Raw genomic sequence first — 20241 nt, 5'->3', positions numbered from 1 at the left:
CCCCGTCACCCTCGACGCACCGGGCCGCCCGCTCCCCCTGCAGCTCCGCGTGTCCGCCCCGGCGACCGGCACGGACCTGCCCGTCGTGCTCTTCTCGCACGGCAACGGCCAACACCTCGACGCGTACGCACCCCTCGTCTCGTTCTGGGCGGCGCACGGGTTCGTCGTGGTGCAGCCGACGCACCTCGACTCGCGCCGCAACGGCATCGGCTTCGACCACCCGCTCTTCCCGACGATCTGGTCCGAGCGCACCACCGACCTGGTCCGCGTGCTCGACCAGCTCGACACCGTCGAGGCCGCCCTGCCCGGGCTGTCCGGCCGCGTCGACCGCAACCGGATCGCCGCCGCCGGGCACTCCTGGGGCGGCCAGAGCGTGCAGAGCCTGCTCGGCGCGCGGACCCTCGACGACGACGGACACCCCGGCGAGGACCGACGGGAGGCCCGGATCACCGCCGGCGTCCTGCTCGCGGCCACCGGGGTGGCCGGCGACGACCTCGTCCCGTTCGCAGCCGAGCACTTCCCCTTCATGCGGCCGTCCTTCGCCGAACTGACGACCCCGACGCTCGTCGTGGCCGGCGACCACGACCAGTCGCGGATGTCGACCCGCGGCCCGGACTGGTTCACCGACGCCTACACGCAGAGCCCCGGCGCCACCGACCTGCTCGTCCTCCACGGTGGGGAGCACGGCCTCGGCGGGATCTCGGGCTACGAGGCTGCCGAGACCACCGACGAGGACCCGGAGCGCGTCGCCCTGGTGCAGCGCCTGACCACGGCGTACCTCCGCTCTGCACTCGATGCCGGTGACCACGTGTGGGAGCAGGCCCGGGCCTCCCTGCCGACGGGTCCGGACGCGTCGGCGACGATCGCACATCGGGGTCGATGACCACCGCGCGACACCGACCGACTAGAGTGGTCGGTATGCGACCAAGACAGTCTGCCCTTGCTGCTTCCTGCTGGATCGCGGCGGCGGCGCTCTACCTGGTCGCCGAGGCCGTCAGCGCCAGCGCGTTCCCGGGGTACTCGTACGCGGCGAACTACATCAGCGACCTCGGCGTGCCGGACACGGAGGCGTTCCAGGGGCGCGCGATCGACTCGCCACTCCACCTGCTCATGAACACCGCCTTCGTGCTGCACGGCGTGCTGTTCGTCGTGGCCGCGCTCGCTGCCCGGAGCCTGGCGGCGGGGAGCCCGACGACGGGGCGACCAGCCGCGCGGCGGTGGTTCACCGTCCTGGCGGTGGCGCACGGCGTCGGCATCGTCCTGGTCGGCCTCTTCCACGGCAGCCAGGCCTCGGTCGAGAACGGTCTCGTGGTCCTGCACGTCCTCGGGGCCGCTGTGGCGATCATCGCGGGCAACGCGGCGGCCGTCGTCGCCGGTGTCGCGCTGCTCCGGCACGCACCGGAGCAGCGCAGCCGTGGCGCCAGGTGGGTGGGCGTCCTGAGCGTCGCGCTCGGTGCGATCGGCCTGGTCGGTCTGGTGATGCTCGCGGTCGATCCGGCCTGGACCGCCGTCGACCTGCTGCCCGATGGGGTCTGGGAACGGGTCGCGGTGAACGCGATCCTCGCGTGGGAGCTCCTCGCCGGGGTCGCCGTGCTCAGCACCGCCGGCTCGCGCACAGACCGCGTGCACACAGGTACGAACGGTCGACTCGCTGAACGGTCCGCAGCATGACCGGCGGCGACCGGACCCCCACGCCCGGACCGGCCCCGATGTCGGCCCGGATCCGCCCGACCGCCGCCGAGATCGACGAAGCGGTCCTGGACGTCACCGCCGGGCTGCTCGCCCGCCGCGGGGTCCGTGACACGTCGGTGCAGGCCGTCGCGGACGCCACCGGGTACTCGAAGACCGGTCTGCTCGGACGGTTCCCGACGAAGGAGCGACTCGTCGCCGCCGCACTCGACCAGTGCGTCCGGCTCACCCGCGACGTGCACGAGCGGGTCGACGACGTCACCGCACCCCGCGACCGAGACGCCGCAACGGTGGCCGGCCTGGTCGACCTCGCACTGCGCCGCCGCGGCTGGGCCGAACTCGTGCTGGCCTCGGTGCCGCCGGTCGCCGACGCGACCCTCGAACCGGCACTCGGGGACGTCTTCGCCCTGGTGTCGGACCTGTTCCGGATCGACGCCGACACCGACCTGCCGCGTCGAGCTCGCGTCACCGGGATGCTCGGGGCACTCGTGGTCCTCGCGCTGACCCACGAGCGGGAGACGACCGCCGAGGTCGCCCGCCCGCTCGTCGTCGCGGTGTGCTGGTCGACGCTCGGGCACGAGGGGGCCGTTCCCTCGGTTCCGTGACCCACCGGCGGCGTCAGGCGCTCAGTCCCGCGGCAACCCCAGCAGCGTCAGGACCTCGGCGGACTCCTCCGCCGGGGTCCGGTCGGCGGCGACGGTGACGTGCGCCTCGTCCGGCTGCGGCGGCTCGAGCGTCGCCAGCTGCGACTGCAGCAGCGAGGTCGGCATGAAGTGCCCGGACCGCGCCGACATCCGCTCCTCGAGCAGCGCGCGGTCGCCGGCGACGTGCACGAACACCACGCCGGAGGCCCGCAGCACGTCCCGGTAGGACCGCTTCAGTGCCGAGCAGGTCACGACCCCGTTCGTCCCGGCCTGCAGGTGGCCACGGATCCACCCCGCGACGACGTCGAGCCACGGCCAGCGGTCCTCGTCGGTCAGGGGTGTGCCGGCGTGCATCTTGGCGACGTTCGCCCCGGGGTGCATGGCGTCCCCCTCGGCGAACGCCCACCCGAGCTGGTCGGCGACCATCGCCGCGACGGTCGACTTGCCGGACCCGGAGACGCCCATCACCACGAGGACACGGGCGTCGACCGGTTCGGTGCCGGCGTGTGCGGCGCTCATCGGATGAAGATCCCGGCGACCAGGACGCCGACCAGCCCGATGACCGAGATGAGGCACTCGAGCACCGTCCACGACTTGAACGTCTGCCCCACCGTGGTGTTGAGGTACCCCTTCACCAGCCAGAACCCGGCGTCGTTGACGTGCGACAGGAAGACCGACCCGGCGCCGATCGCGAGCACGAGCAGCGAGGTCATCGGCGACGACAGGTCGTGCGCGATCGGGGCCATGATCCCGGCCGCCGTGACGGTCGCGACGGTGGCCGACCCGGTGGCGACGCGGACGAGCGCGGCGACCACCCAGGCGACGAGGAGCACCGAGATGCCGGAGTCCTTCACCGCGTCCGCGATCACACCACCGATGCCCGTGTCGATGAGCACCTGCTTGAACCCACCACCGGCACCGACGATGAGCAGCACCCCGGCGACCGGCGGCAGTGCGCTCTCGAGCGACTTCGCGACCGCGGACCGGTCCATGCCGCCGCCGATCGCGAAGAACACCATCGCGTAGACGGTGGCGATGCCGATCGCGATCATCGGCGTCCCGAGGAAGTCGAGCACGCCGACCCAGGCACCACCCGCGTCGGGAGCGGTGGCTTCGCGCACCGCCTGCGCGAGCATGAGCACGACGGGCAGCAGGATGCCGACCAGCGCGACGGCGAACGACGGGCTGCGTGGCTCGCTGATCACCCGGGTGAAGTCGCTCTTGCCGTTGGGCAGGGAGGCGGTGTCCTGCGTTGCGGGGCCGCGGCGGGCCTCCCTGCCAGGGTGCGCGGGGTCCTCGCCACGGGAGCCGAAGATGTCCGGCACCGGGATGTCGACCCAGCGCGCCGCGAAGCGGGCGAAGACCGGGCCGGCCAGGACGATGACGGGGATCGCGAGCACGATGCCGAACGCGAGCGTGGTGCCGAGATCCGCACCGACCGTGGAGACCGCGACCAGCGGGCCGGGGTGCGGCGGGACGAACGCGTGCATGGTCGACAGGCCGGCGAGGGCAGGGATCGCGATCTTCATGATCGGGACGTCACTGCGCTTGGCGACCAGGACGATGATCGGGATGAGCAGGACCAGGCCGACCTCGAAGAACATCGGCAGGCCGATCAGCGCGCCGATGAGGGCCATCGTCCAGGGCAGCGCTGCGGCCGAGGACCGGCGCACCAGCGTGTCGACGACCCGGTCGGCGGCACCGGAGTCGACCAGCAGCTTGCCGAACATCGAGCCGAGGCCGACCAGGATGCCGACGCTCGTCATGGTGGCGCCGAAGCCGTCGCCGAAGCTCGTGACCGCCTTCTCCGGGGCGAGACCGGCGCCGAGGCCGACCCCGAGGGCACCGATCGTCAGTGCGACGAAGGGGTGCACCTTGAGCCAGGTGATGAGGGCGATGATCACCACGATGCCGACGAGGGCGGCGATGACGAGCTGGGGGATCGTCCCGGACGGGTCGACCGTCTCGGTCCCTGCGGCGAGCACGCGACTCGTGCTCGCGGCGGTGGTCGGGAGGTGAGGCATCTGCGCCCCTTCCTGGCACAGCTCCTGCGCTGCTGCCGTCCTGCTGCTGGTGTCGGTCCGACCGGGGTGCTGATCCCACCCGCGATCACTCCTGCAATAATCTGATTAATCAGACTACATCGTCGTCGTCCGCGCGCCACCCGGACCTGGGCGCAGTCTGCCGCTGCAATGGACACCACGTCACACATCCGCGTGACCAGGACCGTCGAGGAGGAACGATGCCGACACCCGGCGGCCTGCACGCCCACGTGCTCGACACGCTCGGGCAGCGCATCGTCGACGGCACCCTCGCCCCCGGCACGGTGCTGCGGCCCGACGACGTCGTCGACGAGTTCGGCGTCTCGCGATCGGTGGTGCGCGAGGCTCTGCGTGTGCTGCAGTCCCTCGGACTGGTGGAACCCCGGCAGCGCGTCGGCACGCAGGTGCAGCCGTCGACGCGGTGGGAGCTCCTGGCGCCCTCGGTGATCCGATGGCGCGGGGCCTCCGGCGCGTACTTCACCCAGCAGCGCGAGCTGCTCGAGCTCCGCCTGGGCATCGAGCCGGTCGCCGCCTGGCTGACCGCCGGACACGGCGGCGCGGCGGCCGACGCCGTGCTCGCCGCCGCACAGGACATGGTCGCCGCCGCGGCCGCCGGCGACGGACGTGCCTACCTCGACGCCGACGTCCGCTTCCACCGCGCCCTGCTCACCGGGTCCGGCAACACCGTCTTCGCCCACTTCGCGGGCACCGTCGAGGCACTGCTCCGCACCCGCACGAGCGAGTCACGCGACACGATCACCGGGTGGACGGCCGAGGCAGCAGCCCGGCACGAGGCCGTCGGTCGGGCGGTCGTCGGCCGGGAGGCACGGGTCGCCTCCGACGCGGCCGCCGACCTGGTGCGCACCACGCGCGACGAGTTCGTCGCCGAGGCCGGCTGACCACAGGCCGACCGGTCTCGTCAGCGGCCGCCGAACAGCGGCTTACGGGTGCTCCGCAGACGCAGCCGCATGGTGACCGTGCCGAGCCACCGGTCGTACTTGTAGCCGACCCGCCCCATCCGCCCGACCTCCTCGAAGCCGAGTCGCTCGTGCAACCGGATCGACGCGTCCGCGGACCGGTCGGCGATCACCGCGATCACCTCGCGCACCCCGACGGTCCGGCAGGCGTCGAGCAGCGCCTCCATCAGCGCCCGTCCGAGCCCCTTGCCACCGGCCGCGGCACCGAGGTATATCGAGTCCTCGACCACCCGGTTCGACCGGTCACGGATGTTCCACGGCTCGACGAGGGCGTACCCGAGCACCTGGCCGGACGGGTTCTCCGCGACCAGGAACGGCAGCTTGCGGCGCTGGACCTCGTCGAACCGCTTCTTCCAGGCGGCGAAGGTGAACGCCGCCGCGTCGAAGGTCACCGACGAGTTCCGCACGTAGTGGGTGTGGATCTCGCGGACCTCGGGCAGGTCGGCGGCGGTGGCGGGACGGATCGCGTAGGCGAACCCCGACTCGACCGGCGCCGGGGCACGCAGGTGCCGCGGCAGGACCCGCCGCTGCTGGTATTCCTCCTCGAGCACGACCCGAGCCTACGGGAGGCCCGTCACACGTCGGTCGGCAGTGTCCAGTCGACGGGGTCCGCGCCCTGGGCGACCAGCAGGTCGTTGACGGCCGAGAACGGTCGGCTGCCGAAGAACCCGCGGGAGGCGCTGAGCGGGCTCGGGTGTGCCGACGCCACGACCGGGGTGTCGCCGAGGAGTGGGCGGACCGATGCGGCCTGCGCGCCCCAGAGCACCGCGACGAGCGGACGGTCGCGGGCGACGAGCGCCTCGACAGCCCGCTCGGTGACGGCTTCCCAGCCCTTGCCGCGGTGGCTGGCGGGTTCGCCGACGCCGACGGTGAGCACCCGGTTGAGCAGCAGCACGCCCTGCTCGGACCAGGCACGCAGGTCGCCGTGCGGGGGGACGGTGACGCCGAGGTCGTCGTGGAGTTCGCGGTAGACGTTCTGCAGGCTGCGCGGCACCGGGCGGACGTGCGGGTCGACGGCGAAGGACAGCCCGATCGGGTGCCCGGGCGTCGGGTAGGGATCCTGTCCGACGACGAGCACCTTCACCCGGTCGAACGGGTCCTCGAAGGCGCGGAGCACGGCGGGACCGGCGGGCAGGTACGCCCGCCCGGCGTCGGTCTCGGCGCGGAGCCAGGCGCCGATGCGGTGGACGTCGTCCTCGACGGGCGCGAGGGCAGCCGCCCACCCCGGGTCGACCAGGTCGGCGAGGGGCTTCGGCTGCACGCTCAGGCGCCCATGGTGGCGACCGAGACGGACTCGTCGCCCGCCACCACCCGCCAGACGCTGCCGGTCCCCCGGACCTCGAGCGCGCCTTCGCCGACGACGAGGGTGGTGTCCTCGTCGATGGCCAGGCCCGCGGTGACGAACTCGGCCTCGGCCGCGGCGACGAGTCGGGCGAGGGTGCCGACCTGGACCGCGTGGACGTCGATCGTCAGGTCGACGAGCCCCAGCCCCTCGCGGAGCTCGACCTCGTCGAGGCCCTCGGAGGCGGACTCGGGGCAGACCTCGACGCCACCGATGCGGAAGCCGCCGACCAGGGCGCGGTCCGCGGCGATCATCGCGCCGGCGGAGTAGCCGAGGTAGGGCAGCCCGTCGGAGACGAGCAGGCGGATCTGGTCGACCAGCGGGGCGACGGCGTCCAGGTAGTCGGGGGTCCGGCCACCGTTCACGACCAGGGCGTCGACGTCGCTGAGGACCGTGGTGTCGAAGACCCCGCCCGCGGCGACCTCGGTGACCAGGACCTCGGCGGCACGGGACCCACCGAGCACCTCGGCGATGTCGGCGGTCGAGGACGGCGAGGACCCGTCGGCGCCGGCGACGGAGAGCAGTGCTATGCGTGGGACGGTCCGCCCGACGGCGGCGGAGCGCGCGGTGGCCTCGGCGGTGAAGGCCGCGGCGGCGTCCGCGGCGACGAAGGGACCGCCGCCGACCAGGTGGATGCTCACGACTCGGCCGTCACCGGGGCGAGGGCGCTCCACGGGAACGTGATCCAGCCGTCGACCCGACGCCAGACGTGGTCCGGCTCGAGGACGGTGCCGGGCTTCGAGTACAGGCACGCGCTGCGGACGTCGGCTCCGGCGGTGCGGATGATGTCGACCACCAGGGCCAGGGTGCGACCGGAGTCGGACACGTCGTCGACGACCAGGACCCGCTTGCCGGCGAGGCTCGGGGCGTCGAGGGCCGGCGCGAGCACGACGGGCTCCTCCAGGCGCTGCTCGACGTCGGTGTAGAACTCGACGTTGATCGAGCCGCACTCCTTGGTGCCGAGGGCGTAGGCCACGGCACCGGCGATGATGAGCCCGCCGCGGGCGACGGCCACGACGACCTCGGGCTCGAAGCCGGCGGACAGGACGTCCTTCGCGAGCAACCGGGCGGCGTCGCCGAACTCGAGCCAGCCGAGCACCTCCGGTCCGCTCGTCACGGTCACGGTCGACGAGGCGGGAGACTCCGCGGGTTCGCTGCTGATCGGCATCCGCCCACGGTACCGGCAGCGATGCTCCGCCCGCGACCCGCGATGCCCACCCGGGCGCTGCGCCACCCGCGTGTCGCGCCCCCGGGCACCGCCGGGTCGGCGCGCTGTCGCTCGCTACGCCTTCGGGGTCAGCGGTCCGCGCGCGAGCTTGTGCTGCGCCGACTGCGCCACCGGTCGGACGGTGACCAGGTCCAGGTTGACGTGCGCGGGCAGTTCGACGGCGTGCACGATCGCCTCGGCCACGTCGTCGGCGACCAGCGGCGCCTCCACCCCGTCGTAGACCGCGGCGGCCGCGTCGCTGTCCCCGCCGAACCGCACGAGTGCGAACTCGTCGGTCTTCACCATGCCGGGGGCGATCTCGACGACGCGGATCGGTTCGCCGTTGAGCTCGAGCCGGAGCACCCCCACCAGGGCGTGCTCTGCGTGCTTCGCGGCGACGTAGCCGCCGCCGTTCTCGTAGGCGACGAAGCCCGCGGTGCTCGTGACGGTGACCACGTCGGCGCCACCGACCTCGGCCGCTCGTCGGCGGAGCGCCGGCAGGAGGGCCGCGGTGACGCGCTTCGTGCCGAGCACGTTGACCTCGAACATCGCCCGCCAGTCGTCGACGTCGCCCTGCTCGACCGAGGCCGACCCGAACGCTCCCCCGGCGTTGTTGACGAGCACGTCGACACCGCCGAGTTCGTCGATCCGTGCGGCGAGCGCCGTCACGTCGGCGTCGTCCGTGACGTCGACGACCAGGGTGTCCGCGCCGGTCTCTGCGGCGAGCGCCTCGAGCCGGTCGGCGCGGCGAGCCACGGCGAGGACGTCCCAGCCGTGCTGGCGGAACAGGCGGACGGTGGCGGCGCCGATGCCCGAGCTGGCTCCGGTGACGACGGCTCGACGTGTGCTCATGGTGCTCCTCGTGGACGGGCGACGGTGGCGGCGCGGAGGCCACGCTACCGACACGGGGGTGGCCGCCGGACGGTAACGTGCGGAGGATGACGACGGACGCCGCCCCTCCCGCGCCCTCTGCCCCGGCCGGGGCGCTCGATCCGGGTCGACTGAAGCGGCGCATCCCGATGTGGGACACGGCCAGGTTCCTGGCGGTGACGCTGGTGGTGATCGGGCACGCGATCCAGCGGCAGACCACGGGCAGCGAGCACGCGTTGGCGCTGTACACGTTCATCTACGCGTTCCACATGCCGGCGTTCGGGGTGATCAGCGGGTACTTCTCGTCAGCGGACACCCCGACGGCGAAGCGGATGCGGCGGACGTTCACGGACATCGTCGTGCCGTACATCATCATGCAGACGATCTGGACCGTGGTGCAGGCGGTGGTGGAGGGCGGCAAGGAGTTCAACCCGACGAAGCCGACGTGGACGCTGTGGTTCCTGTTGGCACTGGGGATCTTCCGGCTGATCCTGCCCTACCTGGTGCAGCTGCGATGGCCGCTGGTCTGGGCGGTGGTCCTGAGCATCGGCGTCGGCTACTTCGACAACGTGGACTCGACGCTGTCCCTGGGCCGGGCGATCAGCCTGTTGCCGTTCTTCCTGCTCGGCTGGCAGGTGAAGCAGTGGGGGCTGTTCGACCGCTGGTACGAGGCGTCTCGTCGCACGGTGGTGCGGGTGCGGGTCGCCGCGGGTGCGGTCTTCGCGGGGTGGGCGGTGTCGTGTGCGCTGTGGATCCCGCAGTTCAAGGAGTTCGACCTGCACCACTGGTTCTTCTACGACGACTCGTACTCGGGCCTCGGTGAGGACGCCTGGTGGGCCGGAGCGGTCCGGTTCGGCCTGATGCTGCTGGCGACGCTGCTGACGGCGTCGTTCCTGGTGCTGGTCCCCCGGCGGAACGTCTGGCTGACGCAGTTCGGTGCGGCGACGATGTACGTGTACCTGCTGCACACGTTCCTGCTCTACCCGATCCGCGAGTCCGGCGTGCTGGCGGGTGAGCACTCGGCGTGGCCGTTCGTGCTGCTGATGGTGCTGGTGGCGTGCGCGGTGAGTCTGTTCCTGGCGCAGCCGTTCGTGCGACGCGGGATGCGGTGGTTGCTCGAGCCGAAGGTCGACTGGCTGTTCCGCCGCGATCCGGCCTAGTCGCGCCGGGTAGCGGTCGCGCCGGGTCCTAGTCGCGGCCGAGTCGGCGGAGTTCGTTGACGACGTCGTCGAGGAAGTCGTCGACCTGGTCCTGGTCGTAGCCTTCGCGCCACTTGGTCGCACGGAATCGGGCACTCTTCACGTCTGCTGCGCGGAGGGGCTTGGCGGTCGCCAGGGGGCCGGTCGTCGGGACCGGGCTGCCCTCGACCACGGTCAGGGTCGCCTGGATCCGTGCGAGCAGGTCGTCGACCTCCTGCTGGTCGTACCCGTTCCGGAACTTCGTCGGCATGAACCGCTTGTCCGCCACGTCCTGTGCGCGCATGTCGTCCCCCTCGGTCGGCGTCGGTGCCCCTCGATCCTGGCACGGGTCGGTCGTCGTCGCGTTACGTCTGACGACGCTCGCGCTGGTGCCCGCCCGGCCGTCTGCGTACCGTGACGGTCGACGCACAGGTGCGGCGGTCCTCCCGGCCGGCGCGCATGTCGATGCACGTGTCGACCCGACGGACACGGTGACGGACAGGAGATCCCGATGACCAACGACGCAGCCGCCTGGCGGTTCGAGACCACGCAGGTGCACGCGGGTGCCGCACCGGACCCGACGACGGGTGCCCGGGCGACGCCGATCTACAAGACGACGTCCTACGTGTTCGAGAACTCGGACCACGCCCGTGACCTGTTCGCGCTGGCGCAGCCGGGCAACATCTACTCGCGGATCATGAACCCGACGAACGACGTCGTGGAGCAGCGCATCGCGGCGCTGGAGGGCGGCACCGGGGCGCTGCTCGTGTCGAGCGGCCAGGCGGCAGAGACCTACGCGGTGCTCAACATCGCGGGGGCCGGCGACCACATCGTCTCGTCGTCGTCGATCTACGGCGGCACGTACAACCTCTTCAAGTACACGCTGGCGAAGCTCGGCATCGAGACGACGTTCGTCGAGGACCAGGACGACCCGGCGGAGTGGCGTCGCGCGGTCCGTCCGAACACGAAGCTGTTCTTCGCCGAGACCATCGGCAACCCGCGCATCAACGTGCTGGACATCGAGACCGTCGCCGGCATCGCGCACGAGTCCGGGGTCCCCCTGGTCGTCGACAACACGATCGCGACGCCGTACCTGATCCGGCCGTTCGAGCACGGTGCGGACATCGTGGTGCACTCGGCGACGAAGTTCCTCGGCGGGCACGGCACGGTCATCGGCGGCCTCATCGTCGACGGCGGCACCTTCGCCTGGTCCGAGCACGCCGAGCGGTTCCCGGAGTTCAGCACCCCGGACCCCTCGTACCACGGGGCGGTGTTCTCGCAGGCCGTCGGTGACGGACTGGCGTACATCACGAAGGCCCGGGTCCAGTTGCTCCGTGACCTCGGTGCGTCGAACTCGCCGGACACGGCGTTCGCGCTCCTGCAGGGCATCGAGACGCTGAGCCTGCGGATCGAACGGCACGTGTCGAACGCGCAGGAGATCGCGGAGTGGCTCGACCGGCACCCGGACGTGGCGACGGTGGCGTACGCGGGACTGCCGACGAGCCCGTGGTACCCGGCGGCGACGAAGTACGCGCCGCGGGGTGTCGGGGCGGTGCTGTCCTTCGAGCTCAAGGGCGGTGTCGACGCCGGCCGTGCCCTGGTCGACGAGCTGCAGCTGTTCTCGCACCTGGCGAACATCGGCGACGTCCGCTCGCTCGTCATCCACCCGGCCTCCACGACCCACTCGCAGCTGACGCCGGAGCAGCAGCTCACCACGGGCGTCACGCCGGGCCTGGTGCGCCTGTCGGTCGGCATCGAGAACGTCGAGGACCTCAAGGCCGACCTCGAGGCCGGACTCACCGCGGCCCGCGCCGTCGCCCAGGCGGGCCAGCGCGCCTGACCCGCCACGCGCCTCCCGGCTGACGCACCCGCGGAACGCAACCCGGGCGGCTCCTCGCAGCGGTACTCCGTTGCGGCGAGTCGCCCGAGTTGCGTGTTGCGGGGTGGCCACGCGCCGGAGGTGACGTAACACGGCGGCGGGCGGGCGTGCCTCCGGCGAGAATGGACGCACGATGGACTGGCAGACGACCCCTGAGGACTCCGTGCCGTCCACGATGGTGCCCGGCGCCGAACTCGGCACCCTCGGCAAGCCGCCCGTCACCGGCGCCTGGCGGCCCGGCGACCCGCCCGGTGCCCGACGGTTCGCGTCCCTCGGCGAGCAGTTCGTCCGGGGCGGCCGGATCCCGTCGGTCCGGGTCGCCTACGAGACCTGGGGCACGCTCTCCCCCGCCGTGGACAACGCGGTGCTGGTGTTCCACGCCCTGACCGGCGACTCGCACGTCACCGGCCCGCCAGGGCCCGGACACCGGACCGCCGGCTGGTGGGGCGACGTCGTCGGCCCCGGCCGCGCGATCGACACCGACCGCTGGTTCGTCGTCGCCCCGAACATGCTCGGCGGTTGCCAGGGCACGACCGGTCCGTCCTCGCTGTCGCCCGACGGGGTCGAGTGGGGCTCGCGGTTCCCGTTCGTCACGATCCGCGACCAGGTCGCCACGCAGCTGCGCCTGGCCGACCGGCTCGGCATCGACCGGTTCGCCGCCGTCGTCGGCGGGTCGATGGGCGGCATGCACGCCCTGGAGGCGGCGATCACCGCCCCGGATCGCGTCGCCCGACTCGCGGTGCTGGCGAGCACCGCGCAGACCACCGCCGACCAGATCGCCGCGAACTCCCTGCAGCGGGCCGCGATCCAGATGGACCCGGGCTACGCCGGCGGCGACCACCACGACGCCGAGCCCGGCGAGGGTCCGCACCGCGGCCTGGCACTCGCACGACGGATGGCGATGATGACCTACCGCGCGTCGGACGAACTCAACGGTCGGTTCGCCCGCTCGTGGCAGAGCGACGTGTCCCCGCTCGGTGACGACGGACGGTTCTCGGTCGAGAGCTACCTCGACTTCCACGGCAACAAGTTCACCCGGCGCTTCGACGCGGCCTCGTACGTGGCGCTCACCCAGGCGATGGACTCCCACGACGTCGGTGCCGGTCGTGGCGGAGTGGCTGCCGCGCTCGCCCGGATCACCGCGCGGACCCTCGTCGTCGGGGTGTCCAGCGACCGGTTGTTCCCCGTCGAGGACCAGCATCGAATCGCCGCCGGGGTGCCCGACACGCTGGACGGCGACCACGCCGCGGTGATCACGAGCGAGTTCGGCCACGACGGCTTCCTCATCGAACACGAGGCCGTCGGGGCGCACCTGCGGCGTCTGCTCGACTGAGCGGGGGGCAAGCCGGTCCCCGGAAGACGGGACAACCGCAGACCGATCCGTCGACCCCCGCGCGCCGAAGACCCCACGACGGGTGTCGCCCGTGGAATGATGCAGAGTGCACGGTCTCGACCAGTGCTCGGTTCCCCGAGAACCAACCAGCTCTCCCGAACCAGGAACAGCCAGGACCAACGATGGAACTCCTCGCACAGGAACGCGACCGCCTCCTCCGGTCGACGACCCGTGTCGTGGGCATCGTCTGCGCGCTCGTCAGCGTCGTGGGCGTGGCCACGTCCCTCGCCGTGCCCGTGCTGCCGCTCATCGCCGGGTTCGCCTGCATCGCCGCCATGGTCGGCGCCCTCGTCGCGTTCGGCACCAACGGGTCCACCTGGTGGACGGCCGTCACCGTCGCCGGCGGACTCGGCGCCGTCACCGTCCTCACCGCAGCCGTCGCCCCCGACGACCGCGGCGTCATCGCCAGCGCCCTCGTCCCGCTCGCCGGCGGCGGGCTCGCATCGCTCCTCATGGCGCAGCGCGGCCACCGCGTCGGACTCGGCCTGGCCGCCGGCGCCGGGGTCGTCTCGCTCGTGCTGATGAGCTGGGCCAGCGGCACCGTCCTCTCCGCCCCGGTCAGCGGCGTCCTGCTCGGCTGGGTCCTCATCGCCGTGATCGCCGTCTGGATCAGCCGGAGCATCCCCCGCGTCGCCCGCCGCATCTACAGCATCGGCACCGCCCACCGCGCCGAACGCCAGGCCAGCGAGACCGAGGCGCAGCGCCGCCAGGGTGCCCGGCTGCTGCACGACACGGTGCTCGCCACCCTGACCCTGCTGGCCCACTCCGGCGTCGGCGTCTCCGAGCACGCGATGCGCGAGCAGGCCGCCGAGGACGCCCGGCTCCTCCGGCACCTCCGCCTCGGTGCCACCCCGCAGCCGCAGCAGTCCGGCGACTACTCGCTCACCCGCGCCGAGGAGTCGCCGCTCGGCCAGACCCTCGAGTCCGTCAAGCAGCGCTTCGGCCGGATGGGCCTCGAGGTCGCCTGGCACGGCACCGGACAGGTGCTGCTGCCGAAGAACGTGCTCGACGCGTTCCTGCTGGCGCTCGGCGAGTGCCTGGAGAACGTCCGCCGCCACGCCGGCGTCCCCGAGGCGCACGTCACGATCGTGCACGACGAGGCGATGGTCCGCGCGATGGTCACCGACTCCGGCGTCGGCTTCGAACTCGACACCGTCAGCGCCGAACGGCTCGGCTTCAAGGAGAGCGTCGTGAACCGCCTCCGTGAGGTCGGCGGCGACGCCCGCCTGTTCTCCGCGCCCGGCGCCGGCACCACCGTCGTCCTGGAGGCACCCCGATGAGCGGCGTCCCGGAGGACACCATGAGCCGCGGCCTCCCCGGCGAGCAGACCGCACCGCGCACTCGCCGGGAGGCCCGCGAACGCTACCGGGGCACCGAACGTCGACAGGCGCGCGGCCTCCCCTCCACCTCGACCGGCGCACGCTCGCTCCGGCAGGCGGCCCAGCCCGGCGCCTCGCTCGGAGCCGGCCACCTGGGACTCGGCGCCGCCGTGCTCACCGGACTGGAGGCGCTCGGCGGGATCGTCTTCTTCCTCGTGCACTGGGACGACTACACGAACCCCTGGATGACGGCCACCGCCTGGGCGCTGTTCGTGGTCGCCGCGAGCTGTGTCCTGGCCACCGTCCTCACCTACGGCGAACGCCTGACCGGTGTGGCGTTCGGGTTGATCTGCGTCGTCCTCGCCTGCATCGTCACGCTCGACTTCATCGGCATCTGGCCCGAGCACGACGTCGGCCACTTCGCCACCGCGTCGATGGCCGCCGGGTTCGCGCTCCTGCCGATCACGACCCTCCGGCCCGCCCGCGAGGTCATCGCCGCCATCGTCGCCTTGGGCCTGGCGTTCGTCGTCTACGCCGCGGTCTCCACCCCGCTGACGACCGAGACCCTGCCCGGCATCGTCACGATGCTCGCGGTCACCGTCGTCCCGCCGTCCGTGGCACTGTTCGTGGTGCACCGCTTCCGGCAGCTCGTGCAGCGCGAACTCGACCGGGTGCTCGTGCAGAGCAACGTCGGCGCCCCGCAGTTCGCCGTCGGGATGCTCGCCTCCGACGAACTCGCCCGCCTGGACCTGGCCGCCGAGAAGCTCCTCGACGCCGTCGCGAACGGTTCCGACCCGCTGCCGTTGTCCGACGCGTCCGCCTCGGTCGCCGCGTCCCTGGCCACCGAACTGCGCCTGCACCTCATCGAGGGCCGCCGCGAGACCTGGCTCTACCACGCGATCACGGAGTCCGACAACCTCGGTCGCTCCGTCGCGGTCACCGACCCGAGCGCCCTCGCCGGACACCTGACGCCCGCCCAGCGCGACGGTCTGCTGCAGGCGCTGTGGCAGATGGTCGGCGACGGCCGCACCCAGCAGCCCGGCGTGCCCGTCGTCTCGGTCACCCTCGGCCCCGTCGGCAGCGACGGCCACCCCGTCACCGACGACACCATGGACGTGCCCGTCGTCATCGAGTCGCGCGGGGTCCCCCGCCGTCGCCTCGGCCCGGCCGCATGGACCGCCCTGCAGCGCATCGGCCCGTACACCGACAGCGTCCGCGAGGGCGTCCTGCACGTCACGGCGCACTGCGTCGTCAACCGGCACCCGCAGATGTGACGCACCACGAGCCTCCCGTCAGCGACGCCCCGACGGACGCGAGTGCCGCTACCGGACAACATGGCCAGCCTCCCCGAACCGGACCGACGATCCTCCTAGGATCAGCAGGCCCGGGACGGACCCACCAGAAAGGACCCTCGCGCATGGCGACTCCAGCAGAACCGATCAGACTCGCACTCGTCGACGACCACCGGATGCTGCTCAGCGCCCTGACCGAGTGGATCCGAAACGCCGCGGACGACATCGCGATGGTCACCGCGGTCACCACCTGGCCGGAGCTGCTCACCAGCCCGGCCTTCCCCGTCGACGTCGTGCTGCTCGACCTGGACCTCAAGGACTCGATCCCGGTGTCGCTGAAGATCTCGACGCTGAAGACCGCCGGCGTGAAGACCGTCGTGATGAGCACCTACTCCGAGCCGAACGTGGTCCGCGAGGCCCTGGGCGCCGGCGCGCTCGGCTACCTCGTCAAGAGCGAGGACGCGGCCATGATCGTCGAGGCGATCCGCGCGGCGCAGCGCGGCGAGCAGTACGTGTCCGCCGAACTCGACCTGGCCATCAACAGCGGGGACGTCGGCGGGGTGCCGAAGCTCAGCGCGCAGGAGCGTCGCGTGATGGCGCTGTACGGCGGTGGCGAGCCCGTGAAGAGCGTCGCCTACCAGCTCGGCATCTCCGAGGAGACCGCGAAGAGCTACCTCAAGCGCATCCGCGAGAAGTACCGGGTCGCCGGGTTCGACGTCGGCACGAAGGTGGCGCTGCGGAAGCGTGCGATCACCGACGGGATCATCGTCCAGGACGGTTCCCCGCACGGGTTGTAGGGGGCCGGGCTGGCTGGCCGGGCTGGCTGGCCGCCCGTCTCGAGGTCGCACAACACGCCGCTCAGGTCTGACCTGGGCGGCGTGTTCTGCGACCTGGGCGTGACGCCGACGGCACGTCGTGCGACCTCGGGGATGCTCCGACGGTGCGGTCAGCGTGCGACGGGCGCGACGGCCAGCCGGGAGGCCCGGGGCCGCGTCCGCAGGCGGGCGTCAGTGCGAGGACACCGACTCGCGGATCGGGCCGGTGCTGGCCCCCGCGGTCCGGACCGCCGCTGCGCGTCGGTTCGTGCGGTTCTCCACCGCGTAGCTGATCACCGCGACGACGACACCGAGCATCGCCAGGCCGATGCCGAGCCAGCCCGGGGCGACGAACCCGAACCCGGCCGCGATGACCGCGCCACCGAGGGCCGCGCCCAACGAGTTGCCGAGGTTGAACGCCGAGTGGTTCAGCGCCGCCGCGATCGTCCGGGCGTCACCGGCGACGTCCATCAGGCGGGACTGCACGGCCGGCGGGATCGCGGACGAGGTGGCACCGAGCAGGAACGCGCCGATGAACAGCCCGGCGACCCACTGCGCCGTGAGGACGGTCACGAGCAGTGCCCCGACCAGCGCGAAGAGCCCGACGAAGATGGTGGCCTTGACGCTGCGGTCGGCCAGGAACCCGCCGAGCAGTCCGCCGACGACCATGCCGAGCCCGACCACGACGAGCACCAGCGGCACGGCCGACTCCGACAGCCCGGTGACGTTCTGCACGAGCGGCGAGATGTACGAGTAGACGGCGAAGAACCCGCCGAATCCGACTGCGCCCAGGCTCATCACGATCCAGACCTGCGGCACCCGGAAGGCGCGGAGCTCTCGGCCGATGGTCGCGTGCACGTCACGTCCGCTGCGCGGCACGAAGAGCGAGACGGCGAAGAAGGTCAGGACGAACAGCGCGGCGACGACCCCGTAGGCGATCCGCCAGCTTGCGACCTGCCCGATCCAGGTGACCGCCGGCACACCGACGACGTTCGCGACGGACAGACCGAGGAGCACGAGGGCGATGCCCTTGCCGCGCTTGCCCGGCCCCATGATGTCGCCGGCGACGATGGAGGCGATGCCGAAGTAGGCACCGTGCGGCAGGCCGGCGACGAAGCGGGCGACGAGCACCAGGCCGAACGAGGGCAGCACCGCGCTGGCGACCGTGGCGACCGCGAACCCGACGAGCAGCACCAGGAGCAGGCCCTTGCGCGGGAACTTCGCCGACATCGCGGCGATCGTCGGAGCACCGACGACGACACCGAGGGCGTAGGCACTGACGAGCCAGCCGGCGTGGGCGACCCCGCCGTCGGGGTCCGCGGCGTACTGGCCGGGCAGCAGGGCCTCGGCGATGTTCGGCAGCAGTCCCATCGCGACGAACTCGGTGGTGCCGATGGCGAAGCCACCCAGCGCGAGGGCGAGGATGGCGAGCGTTCGGCGGGCCGGCGTGAGCTGGGACATGGGACCTGTTCTCGTGCCGGAGCACGGTGGGACGGGCGGAGTGGGTGCCAGCACGGTGTCGGCGGGCACGGGCAGGACGGGTGCCGGATCAGTGTAGACCGCTCCAACGCGGCGGTGGAAGGGCCGGGCCGAATCGATTCGACCTGGCGCCGAGCGCACCGCGGACACAACGACGAACACGGCCGTACCGACCGGGATTCCCGATCGGTACGGCCGCGTCCACGGGATGCGGGCCGTCGGCCGCACACCGCTCAGGCTGCGCGCTGCTCCGTCGTCCGCTGCGGGCGCCGAACCGACGTACCGGACGTGGTCCGCGCCTCCGGCAGTTCGTCGCGGTGCACCCATCCGGTGCCGCACTCCGCGCAGCTGGCCCAGGCGTGCTGGCCGTCGTCGGAGACGTCGATCACGGCCGAGGGGAGGTCACAGTCCGGGCACCATCCGTCGTGCATCATGAGCGGGCTCCTTCCGTCGTGGGTGCCGGTGCTCGTGCACCGGCTGATGGACCCAGCACACACCCGACCGCCGACATCGTCGGAACGTCGGCGGCGTGTCGGATGAGTGCACATCCGGCGCACGGCGGGCCGTTCCTCACCGTCACGGATCGGTCCTCGGGGCACGATGTCGTCACGGCTGCGTTACGTTCAGGGGAACACGCCGCTTTCCATGGGGGAACACAACGGTGACTGCATCAACAGACCTGTCGGCATCCGCATCGCTCGACCGCACGGACGGCTCCGCCGCTGAAGTGCAATGGTGAACCGGCGTCGAGCGGCGTGGGTGGCGCTGTTCCCGTCACTCATCGGGTCCCTGACCGGCTGCACCGCACGATTGCAGCCCGCCCCGGAGGACTCCGTGGGCTCCTGGCAGATACAGGCCGAGAACGGGTCATCGTCAGCGCGCTTCACCATCGCAGCGGACCACACGTACACCGCAGAAGACCTGCCGCGAGCACTCGCCTGTCGGCTCGAGATCGCCGCCGGAAGCCCTCCCGGCTGCGGAGACGGCAGCCCTTCGGTGAGTTTCGCCGGAACATGGCGGCTGGCGGACGGGAACCCACGCGAACTCTGGCTGGAGTACGACGACTTCCTCGTGCGCAGGGCGATCCGCGACGGCGACGAACTCGGCTTCTCCGTGCGATCAGTGGAGGCGCCACGACCCGACTACGTGTTCCGCCGGACGTGAGGCTGGCGAGGACAGCCCAGCGTCGCGTGTGACCGAGGAGTTCACGTGGAAGGAAGGAAACAGTGGAATGGGGATCCGGATGCGACCGATGGCGATCGTCGCCATCGCTGCGATCTCGGTGTTGCTCGCTGCCTGCACTTCGGGAACCGCTGATCAGAGGGACGGAGGAAGCAACCTCCGCGATCAGTACATCGGGACCTGGACGAGGAGCGCTGATGGCGGCTCGTCGTCGTTGGTCTTGTCTCCCGACGGGACGTTCGAGGCACTTGACTTCCCGGCCGTGCTCGTGTGCGGCCGGTCGACTGGAGGACGAGAGATCGACGCGTGCCGCTCGGACCCCGACACGGTCTCTGCCGCCGGGACGTGGTCGATACCGGACGAAGAGCAGGGCACCGTGTGGCTCGACAGCGACGGCCTCAGTTTCAGCACGGCATACCGCAATGCAGACAGCTTCTTCGGCAAGTCCTTCTCCCTCGGCTTCTACACGGGGTCCATCGACAAGCCGAAGCCCGACTACCTCTTCGCCAAGACACAGCCGCTCGATGCGCCCCGCCCGGACGACGTCTTCACACGCGATCCGTCGGGAAGTCGCTGACCGGTCGTCGTTCAGTCCCCGAGCGCCGCTTCGAGCCGCTCGAGCTTGCCGTCGAGCTCCCCCGTGTGCCCGGGCCGGATGTCGGCCTTGAGCACGAGCGAGACCCGGGTACCGAACGGTGCGACGGCCTCGGTCGCGGCCTTGACCACGGCGAAGACCTCGTCCCACTCCCCCTCGAGCTCGGTGAACATCGACGAGGTGCGGTTCGGCAGGCCGGACTCGCGGACGACCCGCACGGCTGCGGCGACGGCGTCGTGGACGGAGCCGTCCTCGGTTGCGGCGGGGCCGCCGGACGGGGCGATGGAGAAGGCGACGATCATGCCTCCATCCTGCCCCGCTGCGCGCCTGCGCGCGAC

At 71.9% G+C, this 20241-nt stretch carries 21 protein-coding genes and 2 pseudogenes; 12 read left to right on the top strand and 11 right to left on the bottom strand.

The genetic code is table 11. The features are described from left to right. The 3 genes from QL987_RS11095 to QL987_RS11085 all read left to right on the top strand — a co-directional run. On the top strand, positions 1-883 hold an 883-nt coding region (locus QL987_RS11095), incomplete at its 5' end, for a chlorophyllase (RefSeq protein ID WP_290157730.1). A gap of 35 nt (positions 884-918) precedes the next feature. Beyond that, a complete protein-coding gene (locus tag QL987_RS11090) occupies positions 919-1671 on the top strand; it encodes a DUF998 domain-containing protein (RefSeq protein WP_290157729.1) in 753 nt (250 codons plus the stop codon). Further along, positions 1668-2294, top strand: a complete 627-nt coding sequence (locus tag QL987_RS11085; RefSeq protein ID WP_290157728.1) for a helix-turn-helix domain-containing protein — start codon at positions 1668-1670, stop codon at positions 2292-2294. The genes QL987_RS11090 and QL987_RS11085 overlap by 4 nt, the downstream gene beginning before the upstream one ends. A 21-nt stretch (positions 2295-2315) precedes the next feature. On the opposite strand, the gene QL987_RS11080 is transcribed toward QL987_RS11085, so the two are convergent. Next, positions 2316-2852: a gluconokinase gene (locus tag QL987_RS11080; RefSeq protein ID WP_290157727.1), complete on the bottom strand. Its 537-nt coding sequence runs from the start codon at positions 2850-2852 to the stop codon at positions 2316-2318. Further along, positions 2849-4357 carry a gluconate:H+ symporter gene (locus tag QL987_RS11075; protein ID WP_290157726.1) on the bottom strand — a complete coding sequence of 503 codons (1509 nt, stop codon included), beginning with the start codon at positions 4355-4357 and terminating at the stop codon, positions 2849-2851. The genes QL987_RS11080 and QL987_RS11075 overlap by 4 nt, the downstream gene beginning before the upstream one ends. A 218-nt stretch (positions 4358-4575) precedes the next feature. On the opposite strand from QL987_RS11075, the gene QL987_RS11070 reads away from it, so the two are divergent. Continuing rightward, a complete protein-coding gene (locus tag QL987_RS11070) occupies positions 4576-5274 on the top strand; it encodes an FCD domain-containing protein (RefSeq protein ID WP_290157725.1) in 699 nt (232 codons plus the stop codon). A 20-nt stretch (positions 5275-5294) separates the two neighbouring features. Here the strand turns inward: QL987_RS11070 and QL987_RS11065 are convergent, their stop codons facing one another. The 5 genes from QL987_RS11065 to QL987_RS11045 form a co-directional block, all read right to left on the bottom strand. Then, positions 5295-5903 carry a GNAT family N-acetyltransferase gene (locus QL987_RS11065; protein ID WP_253463337.1) on the bottom strand — a complete coding sequence of 203 codons (609 nt, stop codon included), beginning with the start codon at positions 5901-5903 and terminating at the stop codon, positions 5295-5297. Between the two features lie 23 nt (positions 5904-5926). Continuing rightward, entirely contained in the window at positions 5927-6613 is a 687-nt protein-coding gene (locus QL987_RS11060; RefSeq protein WP_290157724.1) for a uracil-DNA glycosylase, read from the bottom strand. Positions 6614-6615: 2 nt separating this feature from the next. Beyond that, entirely contained in the window at positions 6616-7335 is a 720-nt protein-coding gene (locus QL987_RS11055) for a Type 1 glutamine amidotransferase-like domain-containing protein (RefSeq protein WP_290157722.1), read from the bottom strand. Continuing rightward, entirely contained in the window at positions 7332-7862 is a 531-nt protein-coding gene (locus QL987_RS11050) for a phosphoribosyltransferase (RefSeq protein WP_181432864.1), read from the bottom strand. Before QL987_RS11050 ends, QL987_RS11055 begins: the two co-directional genes overlap by 4 nt. Before the next feature lie 114 nt (positions 7863-7976). Then, the gene (locus QL987_RS11045; RefSeq protein WP_290157719.1) at positions 7977-8753 is read right to left on the bottom strand and encodes an SDR family oxidoreductase; all 777 of its coding nucleotides are present in this window, start codon (positions 8751-8753) and stop codon (positions 7977-7979) included. A gap of 86 nt (positions 8754-8839) precedes the next feature. On the opposite strand from QL987_RS11045, the gene QL987_RS11040 reads away from it, so the two are divergent. Next, on the top strand, positions 8840-9931 hold the full coding sequence (locus tag QL987_RS11040; protein ID WP_111073664.1) for an acyltransferase family protein: 1092 nt from the start codon (positions 8840-8842) through the stop codon (positions 9929-9931). A 31-nt stretch (positions 9932-9962) separates the two neighbouring features. On the opposite strand, the pseudogene QL987_RS11035 reads toward QL987_RS11040, so the two are convergent. Both QL987_RS11035 and QL987_RS11030 read right to left on the bottom strand, forming a co-directional pair. Continuing rightward, positions 9963-10106, bottom strand: a pseudogene (locus QL987_RS11035) (DivIVA domain-containing protein); the annotation flags it as partial. Positions 10107-10157: 51 nt separating this feature from the next. After that, positions 10158-10253 (bottom strand): annotated as a pseudogene (locus QL987_RS11030) (DivIVA domain-containing protein); the annotation flags it as partial. 207 nt (positions 10254-10460) lie between these two features. Here QL987_RS11030 and QL987_RS11025 point away from each other — a divergent pair. From QL987_RS11025 to QL987_RS11005, 5 genes are all read left to right on the top strand, one after another. Further along, positions 10461-11789, top strand: coding sequence for a bifunctional o-acetylhomoserine/o-acetylserine sulfhydrylase (locus tag QL987_RS11025; protein WP_111073666.1), 1329 nt, complete (start codon positions 10461-10463; stop codon positions 11787-11789). A 172-nt stretch (positions 11790-11961) separates the two neighbouring features. Then, positions 11962-13161: a homoserine O-acetyltransferase gene (locus tag QL987_RS11020; RefSeq protein ID WP_290157716.1), complete on the top strand. Its 1200-nt coding sequence runs from the start codon at positions 11962-11964 to the stop codon at positions 13159-13161. Between the two features lie 182 nt (positions 13162-13343). After that, positions 13344-14501 (top strand): ATP-binding protein, encoded by a 1158-nt coding sequence (locus QL987_RS11015; protein WP_290157714.1) that lies wholly within the window; start codon positions 13344-13346, stop codon positions 14499-14501. Beyond that, positions 14498-15814, top strand: coding sequence for a hypothetical protein (locus QL987_RS11010; RefSeq protein WP_111073669.1), 1317 nt, complete (start codon positions 14498-14500; stop codon positions 15812-15814). Before QL987_RS11015 ends, QL987_RS11010 begins: the two co-directional genes overlap by 4 nt. Positions 15815-15957: 143 nt before the next feature. Next, entirely contained in the window at positions 15958-16629 is a 672-nt protein-coding gene (locus QL987_RS11005; protein WP_110902095.1) for a response regulator transcription factor, read from the top strand. A gap of 210 nt (positions 16630-16839) precedes the next feature. On the opposite strand, the gene QL987_RS11000 is transcribed toward QL987_RS11005, so the two are convergent. Further along, on the bottom strand, positions 16840-18108 hold the full coding sequence (locus QL987_RS11000; protein ID WP_290157711.1) for an MFS transporter: 1269 nt from the start codon (positions 18106-18108) through the stop codon (positions 16840-16842). 777 nt (positions 18109-18885) lie between these two features. Here QL987_RS11000 and QL987_RS10995 point away from each other — a divergent pair. After that, positions 18886-19290, top strand: a complete 405-nt coding sequence (locus QL987_RS10995; RefSeq protein WP_290157710.1) for a hypothetical protein — start codon at positions 18886-18888, stop codon at positions 19288-19290. Between the two features lie 28 nt (positions 19291-19318). Beyond that, positions 19319-19885: a hypothetical protein gene (locus tag QL987_RS10990; RefSeq protein WP_290157709.1), complete on the top strand. Its 567-nt coding sequence runs from the start codon at positions 19319-19321 to the stop codon at positions 19883-19885. Positions 19886-19896: 11 nt separating this feature from the next. Here the strand turns inward: QL987_RS10990 and QL987_RS10985 are convergent, their stop codons facing one another. Beyond that, the gene (locus QL987_RS10985; RefSeq protein ID WP_111075542.1) at positions 19897-20205 is read right to left on the bottom strand and encodes a thiamine-binding protein; all 309 of its coding nucleotides are present in this window, start codon (positions 20203-20205) and stop codon (positions 19897-19899) included. Between the last annotated feature and the right edge of the window lie 36 nt (positions 20206-20241).

The organism is Curtobacterium sp. APC 4022 (assembly GCF_030407555.1).
In the GTDB taxonomy this organism is placed as follows: Bacteria; Actinomycetota; Actinomycetes; order Actinomycetales; family Microbacteriaceae; genus Curtobacterium.
This window is presented reverse-complemented; position numbering and strand designations above follow the sequence as displayed.